The sequence below is a fragment of the Methanomicrobium sp. W14 genome, assembly GCF_017875315.1.
Taxonomy (GTDB): Archaea; Halobacteriota; Methanomicrobia; order Methanomicrobiales; family Methanomicrobiaceae; genus Methanomicrobium.
Genome location: NZ_JAGGMM010000001.1, coordinates 132,574 through 146,006 on the forward strand (window position 1 = coordinate 132,574; position 13,433 = coordinate 146,006).

11 protein-coding genes and 1 tRNA gene are annotated in these 13,433 nt (G+C 43.2%); 2 read left to right on the forward strand and 10 right to left on the reverse strand.

Annotated features, from left to right (window positions below; all coding sequences use genetic code 11):
• Positions 1-19 precede the first annotated feature (19 nt).
• The 6 genes from J2128_RS00655 to J2128_RS00680 are packed head-to-tail and all read right to left on the reverse strand — an operon-like array spanning position 20 to position 5,939.
• The gene (locus J2128_RS00655; RefSeq protein ID WP_209688854.1) at positions 20-751 is read right to left on the reverse strand and encodes a dipeptide/oligopeptide/nickel ABC transporter ATP-binding protein; all 732 of its coding nucleotides are present in this window, start codon (positions 749-751) and stop codon (positions 20-22) included.
• The gene (locus tag J2128_RS00660) at positions 730-1,725 is read right to left on the reverse strand and encodes an ABC transporter ATP-binding protein (protein ID WP_209688855.1); all 996 of its coding nucleotides are present in this window, start codon (positions 1,723-1,725) and stop codon (positions 730-732) included. Before J2128_RS00660 ends, J2128_RS00655 begins: the two co-directional genes overlap by 22 nt.
• On the reverse strand, positions 1,722-2,633 hold the full coding sequence (locus tag J2128_RS00665) for an ABC transporter permease (protein ID WP_209688856.1): 912 nt from the start codon (positions 2,631-2,633) through the stop codon (positions 1,722-1,724). Before J2128_RS00665 ends, J2128_RS00660 begins: the two co-directional genes overlap by 4 nt.
• On the reverse strand, positions 2,626-3,567 hold the full coding sequence (locus tag J2128_RS00670; RefSeq protein ID WP_209688857.1) for an ABC transporter permease: 942 nt from the start codon (positions 3,565-3,567) through the stop codon (positions 2,626-2,628). The genes J2128_RS00665 and J2128_RS00670 overlap by 8 nt, the downstream gene beginning before the upstream one ends.
• A gap of 3 nt (positions 3,568-3,570) precedes the next feature.
• The gene (locus J2128_RS00675) at positions 3,571-4,338 is read right to left on the reverse strand and encodes a class I SAM-dependent methyltransferase (protein WP_209688858.1); all 768 of its coding nucleotides are present in this window, start codon (positions 4,336-4,338) and stop codon (positions 3,571-3,573) included.
• Positions 4,339-4,361: 23 nt separating this feature from the next.
• Positions 4,362-5,939, reverse strand: a complete 1,578-nt coding sequence (locus J2128_RS00680; RefSeq protein ID WP_209688859.1) for an ABC transporter substrate-binding protein — start codon at positions 5,937-5,939, stop codon at positions 4,362-4,364.
• A 445-nt stretch (positions 5,940-6,384) separates the two neighbouring features.
• Between J2128_RS00680 and J2128_RS00685 the strand changes: the two genes are divergently transcribed.
• Entirely contained in the window at positions 6,385-7,467 is a 1,083-nt protein-coding gene (locus J2128_RS00685) for an endonuclease NucS domain-containing protein (protein ID WP_209688860.1), read from the forward strand.
• Between the two features lie 120 nt (positions 7,468-7,587).
• Here J2128_RS00685 and J2128_RS00690 read toward each other — a convergent pair.
• Positions 7,588-7,660, reverse strand: a tRNA-Glu gene (locus J2128_RS00690).
• Positions 7,661-8,067: 407 nt separating this feature from the next.
• Between J2128_RS00690 and J2128_RS00695 the strand changes: the two genes are divergently transcribed.
• Positions 8,068-9,300 carry a multidrug effflux MFS transporter gene (locus tag J2128_RS00695; RefSeq protein WP_209688861.1) on the forward strand — a complete coding sequence of 411 codons (1,233 nt, stop codon included), beginning with the start codon at positions 8,068-8,070 and terminating at the stop codon, positions 9,298-9,300.
• A gap of 235 nt (positions 9,301-9,535) precedes the next feature.
• Here J2128_RS00695 and J2128_RS00700 read toward each other — a convergent pair whose 3' ends face one another.
• The 3 genes from J2128_RS00700 to ilvE all read right to left on the reverse strand — a co-directional run bounded on the left by J2128_RS00700 (position 9,536) and on the right by ilvE (position 13,331).
• Complete coding sequence (locus tag J2128_RS00700; RefSeq protein ID WP_209688862.1) at positions 9,536-10,768, reverse strand: MFS transporter; 1,233 nt, start codon at positions 10,766-10,768, stop codon at positions 9,536-9,538.
• A 283-nt stretch (positions 10,769-11,051) separates the two neighbouring features.
• Complete coding sequence (locus tag J2128_RS00705; RefSeq protein ID WP_281069271.1) at positions 11,052-12,293, reverse strand: NAD(P)/FAD-dependent oxidoreductase; 1,242 nt, start codon at positions 12,291-12,293, stop codon at positions 11,052-11,054.
• Between the two features lie 171 nt (positions 12,294-12,464).
• Positions 12,465-13,331 (reverse strand): branched-chain-amino-acid transaminase, encoded by an 867-nt coding sequence (gene ilvE / locus J2128_RS00710; protein ID WP_209688864.1) that lies wholly within the window; start codon positions 13,329-13,331, stop codon positions 12,465-12,467.
• Positions 13,332-13,433: the final 102 nt, after the last annotated feature.

Consider the following 13,433-nt stretch of genomic DNA (forward strand, 5'->3'; position numbering starts at 1 on the left):
CTGAAAAAAAGAGTGGAAATTATAGGGTAAATTTTTCAGAGAACTTGTCTGAATAATCTTTGAACTCTTCTCTTCTCATCTCTTTAAAGGTCCCCTTATCAAGAACAGCGATTCTGTCACACATAATCATCATGACCTCAGGGTCGTGCGAGATGAAAATGCAGGCAGTTTTATTCTCCTTCTGCAGCGATTTCATAAGGTTTAACACCTGTGCCTGGACCGACATGTCAAGCATCGAAGTGGGCTCGTCGGCAATTATAAGTTTTGGTGAGAGCGAGTATATTTTGACCATCATTGCACGCTGTATCTCTCCGCCGGAAAGCTGAGCGGGATAGCTGTAGAACTGCTCAGGCCTTAGTGCAACGGCTTTTATCAGGGGCTGAAGATTTTGAAAAACTTCTTTTTTCTCTTTTTTGAAATGGTAGCATACCGGTTCCGTGACGCTGTCGATTACTCTCATCTTCGGGTCGAAAGACATCTCCGGGTGCTGAAAGATCATCTGCATAAGAGTCCTTTCAGGACCATATTCCTTTTTGGAAAGGGTTTTCAGGTTCTTTCCGTTGAATTCCACCTCGCCCCTGTAATGCATGTCCAGACCTATGATGCACCTTCCCAGAGTTGATTTGCCTGACCCGCTCATCCCGAATATGCCGAGCGTCTCGCCGCTGTCAAGTGTAAAATTTACGTCGCGGAATATATCCCCGTGTCCGAATGTTTTGAAAAGGTTTTTTACTCTGAGAACCTGTGGCATCTTACTGACCTCCCGTAGTTTTCAGGTTTATCACAGACTTTGTAATGGTAAAGGTCAGGATGCCTAATTTTACCCTTTTCGCAGCTGCAGCTACACGGGCACCTTTCATAGAAATAGCAGCCCTTAGGAAGACTGGCAAATCCGGGACAGATTCCGGGCATCGCCTCCATTCCGTTCTTAGGAAGTGCTGCTATAAGCCCTTTGGTGTAAGGATGTTTCGGGTCTTTGAATACGTCATGGCAACTGCCGAATTCAATGATTTCTCCGGAATAAAGGACTCCCACATAGTCTCCTACAGTCTGAGCAAGCTCAAGGTCGTGCGTAATCATAAGAATAGAGTCACTGTGGTTTTTCTTAAGGCTGAGGAAAAGGTCGATGGTCGATTTCCTTGCGGCGTAGTCAAGTCCTTTGGTTGGTTCGTCTGCAACCATGAACCTGGGTTTTGACGCCATTGCAATTCCAGTTGCAACCCTCTGCCGCATTCCGCCTGAAAGTTCGTGCGGGTATGATTCGGCAACCGTGTCGGGGTCGGAAAATCCCAGTCCTGAAAGTATTGTTTTGATCTCTTTGTCATGCATTTCGGCAGGAATTTTTCTGACATATTCCAGGACTTCTGAGATCTGCCTTTTGCACTTCATCAGGGGGTCAAGTGAGCCCGTGGGGTTCTGCGGTATAAGCGAGATTTCATTGCCTCTTAACCGTGAAAAGTCCTTTTCAGGGAGAAAAAGTATCTCTTCTCCCAGATATTTTATGCTCCCTGAAATGCCCGCACTCTGCGGCAGGATATGGAGGACAGCCTGTCCTATCACCGATTTTCCTGATCCGGTTTCTCCTACGAGGACGCACACTTCCCCTTTCCGGATTTTGAAACTGATATTCTGCGACGCCCTGATACTGCCCCTGTTCGTATGAAAAGTGACGTTTAAACCTGAAACCTCCAGGATATAATCCTGTTTTGAAGAAAGGTTTTTCATAGTGACCCCTCCCCGTCGGACTTTGTGTCGGTGATGTCGCGTATTCCTTCCCCCGCCATATTGAAGAGAAGGGTTATTATTGTAATCGCGATTCCGGGGACGATTACGTTCAGGGGAGCTATTCTCATGTAGGAGAGTCCTGAGTTTATCATAGAACCCCATTCCGGAACAGAAGGCGGAATTCCCATACCGAGAAACGAAAGAGTAGAGACAGTAAGTATGGTATGGCCTATGTCAAGTGTTGCGAGGACGACTACGGGCATTATGCAGTTCGGAATTATATGCCTTAAAAGTATCCTGCTCCCGGAAAATCCGGAGGCACGTGCCGAAAGGACATACTCCTGGTTTTTCTCGTAAAGCACCTGACCTCTCATAATACGAGCCAGAGACGCCCACTGGACGACTGCAAGCATGAGGATCATGTTAAAAACCCCCGGTCCAATAAGGGTTATAAGTGCAAGTGCGAGAATTATCGACGGGAATGCGAGGAATACGTCAATCACCCTTGCGACGATGTTGTCGACACGGCCACCCATATAGCCGGAATAGCTTCCTACGGAAACACCTATGACAAAGGAGAATACTATTGTCGTAAGCGCTATTGTCATGGAAGTCTGCAGACCGCAGACAACGCGGCTGAACAGGTCACGTCCAAGGTAATCGGTCCCGAGCAGGTGATTCGCTGACGGTCCCTGGTTTTTCCCGTAAAGGTTTAGGGAATTCGGGTCATGGGGGGCAAGGTAAGGGGCTATGACACTTAGTACAAGTACAATTCCTATCAGGACAAAAACCGCCTGAAGTCCGGGTCTCTTCTTAAGCCTGAGGTACCAGTCGGACTTTTTTGCTTCGCTGAAATATCCTGTGGAATTTTGGCTGTTCTTTTTGAATATGCTCCTGTATTCATTCATAGGTTATCCTCGGGTCTATCAGGTGGTATAAAATGTCAATCACGAAGTTTACAATCAGGAACATGAAGACTATAACCATGATTGTGCTTTCAATCAAAACCGTATCGCGTGCGGATATGGCCTTCATCAGGAGGGCTCCGACACCGGGCCATGCAAATATCGTCTCTATTACAACGGAGCCTGCCAGAAGCGCACCGTAAGACATTCCTATTACGGTTAAAACGGGAAGAATGGCGTTTTTGCATGCATGGCTGAATATTACCCTGTTGGCAGGAAGGCCCTTGGCACGTGCGAATATGACAAAAGGTTTGTCGACTGTCTCAAGCATGCTTGTCCGCATGATTCTTGCGACTGACGCCATTGTATGAAGACCGAGCGCTATTGCGGGAAGGATGATGTACTGTACTCCGCCATATCCTGCAACAGGAGTCAGTTTGAGCCATATGCTGAATACCAGGATAAGCATGACGGCAACCCAGAATCCGGGCATTGAAACAGAAAATACCGTTATGAGCCTGATTATGTGATCGCTTATCCTGTTATGGTGAACGGCGGAATATATTCCAAAAAAAAGCCCGAATATTATTGCGAAGACCATTGAAAATGTCGTAAGGATTACTGTCGGCGGAACGGAGAGGGCGAGAAGTTTTGTTACTGGTTTGTTGAACAGTATGGAATCACCTAAGTTTCCGTGAAAAATTCCGGTAATCCAGTTGGTGTACTGCTCAAGCAGCGGTTTGTTCAGGTCGAAACGGTCTGCAACTTCTGCGACCATTTCAGGCGGTGCCGCTTCATCAAACCCTATAAAAAGGTGTTTTGTCAAAACTTCCGCAGACTCTCCAGGAATTGCATTTACTACGACAAATGTGAAAACAGACGCTATCAGGAGCGTAAGGATAAGATAGCCTGTTCTCTTCATTATATAGTAATGCATTATTCACCCGCGTTTTACTCCTGAAATCAGATAATAACTCCATGAAGTGTTTAGTTTCTGGTACCATTTCAGGCGCTTCTTCTGGTTTTCACGGATATGAAGAAGGCTTTTCACGGATATGTCCTCTAACCCGGCTTCAGAGAAATATTCCCCTGCCTTTTCTTCAGGGACGCCTTTGAGGTTTGGAAGCGACATGCTGAGTTCATCGCTGTATTTGCTCTCCCCGTGAGGATGTTTTTCAACGATTCTGGCAACAGTCAGGCTGGTTTCTCTTTTCAGTTTTGTACTTAGGGAACCGTCGTCCCAGAGGCCGTCGATAACGAGTACCTTTCCTTTCGGCCTTATGACCCTGCACCAGTTGTCAAGGGCTTCTTTAGGGTTTGGAAGAGTCCAGAGAAGGTGCCTGTTGACGACGCAGTCAAATGTGTTGTCGCTAAAAGGGGGTCTTTCTGCATCGCCTTTTTGGAATATCATCGAAAGAGAGGAGTTTTGGGCCTTTTTTCTCCCGATATCCATCATACTTTCTGATATGTCAAGTCCGGTCACGTTGTGTCCCATCTCCGAGAGGATAAGCCCCATTGCACCGGTCCCGCATCCCACATCGAGGATGTCGAGCGGTCTGTCCTTTACGGGAAGGACCGCCCTGAAAGCTTCAATCCAGAGCTTTTTCTCCTCTGTTGTCTGTACTCCGTGGGATACAAGCGAATCGTAATAATCCGCTTCTGCACTCCATGAATCAGCTATCTCTGATTTCAGTGATTCTTCGTCCATAGTTCTGCCGTTAAAAAAAAGGTTTATGACGAGATTGTCATAAACGGGTCAATTCTGTAGTCATGAGCTGTCGGGTCAAACCGGTATCCTTTAACATCGTCGTTCATGACGATGGCGACACCGTAGTAGGCGATGTTTATCGTCGGGAGGTCGTCGTAGACGATAGCTTCAATCTTGCGGAAGTGATCATAGCGTTCGTTAAGGTCGCTTATGTAATGGCCTTCTTCTATCATCCTGTCAACTGCAGGGTTACTGTACCCGGCTTTGTTGGAAGTCCCGTTTGTAGTGTACCAGCTTTTAAGGACATATTCCGGGTCTGGAACCATTGCGAGGTTGGTCGCGGAAAGGTACAGGTCCCAGTCGTCACCCATGACCGAGTCAAGGGCGCTGTTTTCCATCGAATTTTCCTCGACTTCAAACCCGACTTCTCTCAGGTTTGCGGCGATTGCTTCAAGCATCGGGGGAAGTCCCGGGCGTTCAGTATAGGTGAAGATTTTTATTTTGAGTTTTTCTCCGTTTTTGTCAAGCACACCGTCTCCGTCCGAGTCTGTCCATCCCGATTTTGCAAGGTACTCCTTTGCCAGTTCGGGGTCATACGGGTACGGCTTGAGGTCTTTGTTCGACCACTTCATTGAAGGAAGGAATACTCCTCCTGCCGAGGTTCCGACACCGTATAGGACGTTATTGACTATTCCGTCCCTGTCGATTGCGTATGAAATCGCCTTTCTTAAATTTTTGTCGGCCATCGTGTCGTGGTCGAGGTTTGCATCAAGTTTGTACAGCCTTGGTGTGCTGTAGATTTCTACGTGGATGCCTTCCGTGTCATTGAGGCGTCCGACTTCACTGTAAGGCGGGTCGCAGGTAAAATCGACGTCTCCGTTTTCGATAAGCATTGCACGTGTTTCCGGACTTTCGTATCCTTTGAGAACCATTTTGTCTATTCCGGGCTCACCGCCCCACCAGTCATCGTTTTTGACGACGACAAGTTCGCCTGTCTGTTCATCGTAGGACTCGACTTTCATCGGGCCTGTTCCGATGGGCTTTATGAAGTTTCCGTCTTTGTCGTATGAGTCCTGGCTTACGATTGCTGTATCAGGGTAGTGGAGGACACCCGGGACAAGCGGGTTTAACTCGGTTGTATATATTCTGACAGTGTAGTTGTCCACAGCTTCGGAGTGGTCGTATGACATGAGCATTGCAGTGCTTGGTGAGAGCCTTATTGTATCGTCAAGCGATGCTACGACATCTTCCGCTCTCATCTCCTTACCGTTATGGAATTTGACGCCTTTTTTTAGTTTGAATTCCCATACTGTGTCGTTTATCTGCTCCCAGCTTTCGGCAAGGTTTGGTACAAGCTCGAAATTGTCGTTAGCACCGACGAGGGTCTCTGTTACAATCGCTTTTTCCGTAACGAAGGTCCCGCCGTCATGCCCGTCACCCGGGTTTATCGATGAAACCGTCCAGAGGTCTCCTACTCTTAGGACTTTTTCATCTGAACTGTTGTTTGTCTGTGTTGTTGAAGTGCATCCTGAAATGAAAAGACATGCAATCAGGATGGCAGTAACCAGAATCAGACAGGAATACTTTGTATTTTTTCTCATAAAATCACCTACGGCATACCAGATTATTAAAAAATACGCTCTAATTAAGAAATATTTTAAAATTGGTATGTTTGTCAGTTATATGATATGACACCTGTTAATAATAAAGTATTACGTTTTTAATTTTTTAGTTTAATTCTCCAAATCCAAAGTGTAATTATTCCTATAATAATTGCTCTGGTTATTGCCGTGTACTTCCCGGGACAGTATTTGGATGTGGACCTTCAGGAAACCGGATATGTTCTTTTGAAAAAGGAAAGTTTGCCGGATATGATGATTCCAAAGCTTTTTGTGATACCGGATCTGAGAATGAAATCAGAAAAGCACTACAGGGGATTTATGCAGCAATTTTCAAAGAAGAGAACGCAGTGGTTTGAAGAAAAATGAAATTGTGAGATTATAACAAATCAAAAGCAATATATACCACATTTATAATGAGATTATTATGCCCATTGAGGTTGGTCTTTGGAACATCACAACAAATACTGTGAATAAAATTGAATACTCATCAATTGATTCGGAAAAGAGACTTGAAGATATTATTTGTAATAATATCTCAATACTTGATGACGATTTGCTTATAATTGGAAGACAAACTCCAACAATTTACGGAAAATATATTGACTTACTGGGAATTAATTCAGAAGGGAAACTCACAATTATTGAATTAAAAAAGAACAAAACTCCCAGGGAAGTCATTGCTCAGGTTCTTGATTATGCTTCCTGGATCAAAGATCTTTCTTATACCGAAGTGAAAAATATCTGTAAAAATTATCACAATGAGGAATTTGAGTCACTTTTTGCCGAAAAATTTGGGGAATCTCCTCCTGAAAAGATTAATCAGGAACATAATATGGTAATTGTATGCTCCGAACTTGACAATGAAACAGAAAGAATTCTCAACTACCTCTCAGGCAATTATAATGTTCCAATAAATGCTGTATTTTTTAGATTTTTTTCTGATAATAAATCTGATTACCTTTCAAGAAGCTGGCTTATTGATCCTATTGAAGCAGAAGAAAGAACCAGTAAATCAGGAGCGCAAAGTAAAGGAGAGCCTTGGAATGGCCGGGATTTTGTTGTAAACATCGATGAATGTGATGGAGTCTCAACATGGGAAGATACAAAAAAATATGGATTTGTTTCGGCCGGAGGCGGTATCTGGTATAGTAAAACTATGAAAAATCTTTTCCCTGGCGCCAGAATATTTGCGATGATTCCAAAAAAAGGCTATCTGGGAGTTGCAAAAGTATTGGAAGAAAGTGTTCCAATTAAAGATTTCCTTGTTAGAAAAGGTAATAAAGAAGTACCTATTTTAGAAGTCCCATTAAAATGCGAAAATATAAAAAATAATTGGGATAATCCTGATTCTTGTGAATATCTCGTCCGCGTGGAATGGTTGAAAATATTGCCTGATGATCAACCATACTGGGTGAAGGGATTGTCGGCGAATCAAAATAGTGCTTTTAAATTAAGAAATAAATTTACACTCGATAAATTAACAGAACATTTCCAATTAGATGATTGATTAGTATAAACTACAACTCCCTTTTAAATTAGTGATAAATGACATAGGATGCTTATTTTTATTTAGATGTTGTAGAGGTTACTTAGATTTTTTAAAAAAGCTCTAAACCTTGTGTAACAGTGCTGATATGGGGATTCGAACCCCAGTCGCCGGCGTGAAAGGCCGGCATGATTGGCCCCTACACTATATCAGCAGGTGAATCATCGTTAACTCAAATGATTGCCTTACTATATTCGCGAGTTTAGGTTATATACGTTTTGATTTTGGACAATCGCCTTATTTTAACAGGAAAACGTGTTTTTTTGATAATCAATACTTTTTTCCTGTCTTTTATTTATGAACCTGAAAAGTTCTTTGTCCCGTAAATGTCCTTAGATATCCCAGTGAAAAATACCCTGTCTGAGTTCTGTTTATGCCTATGATTACAATTTTTTTGTATTTTTTGAAGTTTTTGCATCTTTTTCAGTTCTGGCAGCTATAATGTACCGAGCTTATATTTGTCCTCTTCAACTTCAAAATCAGCAAAACTGTGTCAGTATAAGAAAAAATATATTTTATCTGTGCCTAAATTAACCTAAAACCGTTTTTTGGAACAGAATAATGAGTACTGAAAAAAAGACTAATCATGCATATGGATCTTCGCAGAAATTTCTTGGAGACAAAGGGATTCTGGGCTTAATAGTTCTTTTATCGGCTTTCGTCCCGCTTTCAACCGACCTCTACCTTCCTGCGCTTCCGGGAATGGCTGACTATTTTAACGCCCCGGTTTCGATTGTAAACCTTACTCTGATACTGTTTTTCATCTTTTTCAGTATGGGTATGCTTTTCTGGGGGCCTTTAAGCGACAAATACGGCCGGAAACCCGTTTTACTTACAGGTCTTGTTATATACATAGCTGCAAGCTGTGCATGTGCACTTTCATGGGACATATGGCACCTTGTCCTTTTCCGTGTCCTTCAGGCAGTCGGGGGCAGTGCGGCGTCGGCTGTTGCAACAGCGATGGTAAAGGACGTCTACGAGGGGAGAAAGCGCGAATCAGCTCTTGCAGTCGTCCAGTCGATGGTGGTTTTATCCCCTGCCCTTGCTCCTGTTATAGGGGCTTTTATGCTCCCGTATACGTCATGGCCCGGTCTTTTCTGGACACTCGCAGCAATCGGGGGAATATCTCTTTTCGGAAGTCTTCTTCTTGAAGAGACGAATAAGAAGAGGTATACCGGAAGTATAGCAGGTTCTTTCGGCCGCCTTGCCGTAGTCCTTAAAAATCCAGGATTTACATCTCTTCTCCTGGTATTCTCGCTTGTAAGCACTGCTTCACTTGCGTTCATCGCCGATTCGTCATATATATTCGTGGACGACTTCGGCCTTTCTGAGAAAATGTACAGCTTTTATTTTGCGATAAATGCACTGTTCCTTATTGCAGGACCTTTCCTTTATATCAGGCTTTCAAAAACCTACAGCAGGCTGTCAATTATAACACTTTCATTTATAGTGATGATAGCAAGCGGGGCCCTTGTGAGCATTATCGGAAACTTCAGTCCGCTTTTATTTACGCTTGCGCTTATACCGTCTTCACTTATGGGGAGCTGCGTGAGGCCTTCAGGGACTTATCTTATGCTCGAACAGCAGAAAGAAGATACAGGTTCTGCTTCTTCTCTTATCAACTGTTCCGGTCTCATATTTGGAAGTCTGGGAATGACTCTTGTCTCGATAAGCGGTGAAAACCTTGTTCTGAGTATAGGAATTATCAACATGGCGGTAGGGCTTGTCTGTCTTACGGGCTGGACTATTATAGGAAGAATGAATATTGTGAAAAAATCTCCTGACTTCTCCTGAAAGTCCTGTTTTTATTTATTTTTTTAAAGAGATTCATACAGTATTTTCTTCTGCAATAAATATCGTCAGTATTTTTAAAAGGCGGTTTGTGTATTATGTTTTTACCTGAACCGTAACCTGATAACATGGCACGAAATTCATGACTGAGGCATGTCCTGAAAAAGTCCCGTACAAAAGCCTTTTTTAAAAAAGTTGGTTGGTGTTTATTTTTGTGTCTTTTTGGCAAAATTTGTTTTCAGGTGGTCTTTGCTTCCTTTTTGTTTTTTATTGCAAGGTATGTAAAAAGTACTGTGAAAAGAACAGCGCAAAGACCCTCTATGAAGAAAGCTGAAAAGTAAGTCCCGAAATAGCTTATCAGCGGCTGCGTGAGGTAGCCTGATGAAAACTGGCCCAGGAAGAAGAATGTCGTGAAAAGACCGAAGAGAATTCCCGCCTTTTCAACGGGAGCAATGTTTGTAAGCCAGTTTACAAGGTTTACCATTATAAAACCAAGACCAGCTCCTATAAGGATAAGACCGACGACGGAGACGGCAATTTCAGAAAACGAACCAATCAGGAGAAGTCCGAGTGCAAATGACAAAAATCCGAACGCTATTACAGTCTGCCTGCTGAAGTGATCGGAAAGTCTGCTGCATGAAACTGCGCTGAATGCCGATATAAGACCGGGCACCCCGAGTAGTATTCCGCTTGCAACAGTCGAATTTATCCCTATTTCCCCGAGAAGATACGGATAGGTCGTTGAAAGCGTATAAAACATCATCTGGACGACAAAAATTGAGGCAAACAAAAGGCCTGCGATAGCGGGAGAAAATATGTTGTCTTTTTTACCAGATAATTCCGGTTCAGAACTTATTGCGGGGCATTCTTTCGACGGCTCTTTTATGGTCAGGATGACTCCCGGAATAAACAGGATTGCGAGAAGGTATATACCAAAAGTTTCCCTCCAGCCGACTGCGGCAAGAAACCCTGCCGACGTCTGCAGGACAATCGCTCCAAGACCCATGGCCGCGGTCTGGTACCCGAGAACCTTTATTCTCTCTTTTCCTGAGTAAAAAAGAGTAATCAGGGTAGTTGTCGAAGTCATAATTCCGGCAATTGAAATGCCGAGGAATACCCTTCCGATAAGAATGTATTCAAGGGAATTCAGGTAAAGTCCGGAAGAACCGAAGACTGCAAAAACCGCAAGCGATATTACAAGAAGCTTTACCTTTTCGATACGGTCGCAGATGTACCCAATTACTCCTCCGGTAAGAATAACTCCGAGAGAAGGAAGGGCAATAATCAGTGCAATTATACTGTCAGGATAGTTTGAGAAGAAAGAGCTTATCTGGGGAAGGGCAGGTGCAACTGCGGCAGACCCCATCATTGTCATCATTGACGCAAGTATGATAAAAATAAGTCTTCCTGTGTGCCTGTCATTTGAACTTGCCCCCTGTTCATTTTCGTATGAATTTATTGTATCAGACATATTTGACTCCAGTTTTTAAAAACAGCAGATTACTTTAAGTATCTGTTAATGGCGAATTGCCGTATAATGAAGTTTCTGGTAAAATTAAAAAAACATGATGTTCGTACCAAAAAAGTTTCGGTATTTTTGTTTATGAATATCCGGTGCCTGTAGTCTCTTTTTTACGGGAAAACCGGTTTTGTAAAACACCGTGAAAATAAGTGTCACATAGTTTTTCAAAAAAAACCGTAATTTTACCGGGAGGTGCCGGTTTTTATTTTTGTGAATCCGCAAAAGTTTACATTTATACTTTGATCTTTCCGTAGTAGTCTTTTTCAGACTTAAACGGGCTGAACATCGTATTTCCGTTTACGATGTTTATCAGTTTCTCTTTGGATACGGAAATGATAAATGAGATAATCTTATGCATATGGTGATCGAGATTGAAGTAAACAAGATTGCGGAATACTTTTGCGTGTCTCATTTCCGGGATAACGTATTTTCGGATCAGGTTATGATATGTCTTTTCCGCACAGCCTCCTTCACTTAGGCTTTTTTCTATGGCATAAGAAGCAAGTTCTGCTGTACGGTGGGCATAATATATCCCTTCACCGAGAACCGGATCGGCAAATCCCCCGGCATCTCCCACCAGAAGTATATTGCCCTTTGCGGGATTTTTTATGAAATTTCCGTAGGGCATAGGGTAACCTGAAAATGAGATTTTATCAGGGATATTTCTTATGCCGACAGCTTCAAGAAATTTTTTAAACGTCTGGATAATTTTTTTGTCGTTTTTCCTCATAAGGCCGCATATCCCTATAACTGCTGTCTCTTTGTTCGGAAAGATCCACCCGTACCCCCATTCGGAAACGCCGAGAAAAAGCATAGGCTGTGTGAATTTTGTCTTCACCTCCGCTATGGAGTTCAGGTTCAGAAGTTGCACCAGTTTATCATATCTTATTTTCAGTTCCAGGGCGATTGCAAGGTTTTTATCCCACTGTTTCTTTGTATTGTCTGAGTTCAGCAGACTTTTCCGCACAATGCTGTGCGTTCCGTCAGCACCGATAATGTGTTTTGAGCGGATGACTTTTCCTGAGGCTGTTTTCACACTCATCTGCGTCTGGCAGATTTCTGTGACCTCATCCCCTTCAAGAATTTCAGCTCCTGCGTCACCTGCTTTGTCAAGCAGATATTTGTCGTATACGCACCGGTTTACAAAGAAAAAAGGCTGGTTTAAGTTTCCCTGGATTACTGCTTTGTCATTGAGATATATTTTGTATTGACCTGCCTGAAAGTTAATGATATTTTTTTTGATAAGAGACTGTGCAGTTTCCCCGTAAATGTTCTCTAAATACTGAATTGTCTTGCCGCTCAGGCAGCCCCCGCATAATTTCTGGCGTGGAAATATTTTTTTGTCAATTATGAGGACCTTTCGCCCCTTTTTTGCGAGAAGGTATCCGGCTGATGAACCCGAAGGTCCGCCACCGATAATAACTGCATCGTATTCTTTTGTATTTGACATCGTGATTAATGCAGATCTGCTCATCTTATATATATATGAATATTACTTTTTTTTGATTTCTTACAACTGCATTAAAACGTGAAACAACCTGACGAAGTCCTGCTTCCACAAATAAAGTACCTGACACCGGATAATAATCAAAAAAGAGAGAATGATTCTGGCCGGCTAAGTGGCCTTCATATCAAACGTCTTAATTTAATAGACTTCTTTACCTTCACTTTCAGTTTTGGCCCTGAAAGCTTCGGTAAGCTGTGATGCAACAGGTCCGGGTTTTCCGGTTCCTATCTTTCTTCCGTCTATAAGGGTTACAGGTGCAATTTCTGCGGCAGACCCGCTTACAAGGACTTCGTCTGCAGCGTAGAGGTCAAAGTAGCCCAGGTTCTGCTCTTTTACAGGTATTCCGAGTTCTGATGCGATTTCGAGAAGGACAATTCTTGTAACTCCCCTTAGGTTGTTTACTGTGTGCGGTGTCAGGATGACACCGTTTTTGATGATGTATATATTGTCCCCGGAGCCTTCGGCGACGAAACCTTCGGTGTCAAAGAATATAGCCTCGTCTCCGCCCTTGTAGTTTGCCTCAATCTTCGCGAGAATATTGTTGAGGTAGTTTAAACTTTTGACATTTGGCGGAAGTGCACATGAAGCGTTTCTCCTGACGGATACCGTAACCGCCTTAAGCCCCTTATCGTAGAGGTCGCCGTACATTGCGCCCCATTCCGTAGCAATGACGAAAACTGTCGGTTTGGAACAGCTCTTCGGGTTAAGACCGAGGTCTCCGACACCTCTTGTTACTACAAGCCTTATGTATGCATCTTTGAGATTATTTTTTCTCAGGGTTTCAAGGACGACTTCTTCCATTTCGCTCTTTGTCATCCCTATATCAAGGTCTATGGTCTTAGCGGAGTCATACAGCCTGTCCAGGTGCTCGTTGAGCCTGAAGACTCTTCCGTTGTATTCTCTTATACCTTCGAAAACCCCGTCTCCGTAAAGGAGACCATGATCAAAGACTGATACCTTTGCCTCCTCCTTTGGCAGGTATTTTCCGTCCAGGTAAATAATCATAATCTGATATTTAAACCCTGAAAGATAATTACCTTTTGTTTTATAACTTTTTAAGCAGGAAAAGAAATTCCTGTATTTCCTGTGATATAAAGACCCTGTGTT

Bases quoted from the DNA above. Each gene is read 5' to 3' on its own strand.
- J2128_RS00655 (WP_209688854.1), bottom strand. From the start codon at position 751: ATGCCACAGGTTCTCAGAGTAAAAAACCTTTTCAAAACATTCGGACAC.
- ilvE (WP_209688864.1), bottom strand. From the start codon at position 13,331: ATGATTATTTACCTGGACGGAAAATACCTGCCAAAGGAGGAGGCAAAG.
- J2128_RS00705 (WP_281069271.1), bottom strand. From the start codon at position 12,293: ATGAGCAGATCTGCATTAATCACGATGTCAAATACAAAAGAATACGAT.
- J2128_RS00680 (WP_209688859.1), bottom strand. From the start codon at position 5,939: ATGAGAAAAAATACAAAGTATTCCTGTCTGATTCTGGTTACTGCCATC.
- J2128_RS00685 (WP_209688860.1), top strand. From the start codon at position 6,385: ATGCCCATTGAGGTTGGTCTTTGGAACATCACAACAAATACTGTGAAT.
- J2128_RS00670 (WP_209688857.1), bottom strand. From the start codon at position 3,567: ATGCATTACTATATAATGAAGAGAACAGGCTATCTTATCCTTACGCTC.
- J2128_RS00660 (WP_209688855.1), bottom strand. From the start codon at position 1,725: ATGAAAAACCTTTCTTCAAAACAGGATTATATCCTGGAGGTTTCAGGT.
- J2128_RS00700 (WP_209688862.1), bottom strand. From the start codon at position 10,768: ATGTCTGATACAATAAATTCATACGAAAATGAACAGGGGGCAAGTTCA.
- J2128_RS00665 (WP_209688856.1), bottom strand. From the start codon at position 2,633: ATGAATGAATACAGGAGCATATTCAAAAAGAACAGCCAAAATTCCACA.
- J2128_RS00675 (WP_209688858.1), bottom strand. From the start codon at position 4,338: ATGGACGAAGAATCACTGAAATCAGAGATAGCTGATTCATGGAGTGCA.
- J2128_RS00695 (WP_209688861.1), top strand. From the start codon at position 8,068: ATGAGTACTGAAAAAAAGACTAATCATGCATATGGATCTTCGCAGAAA.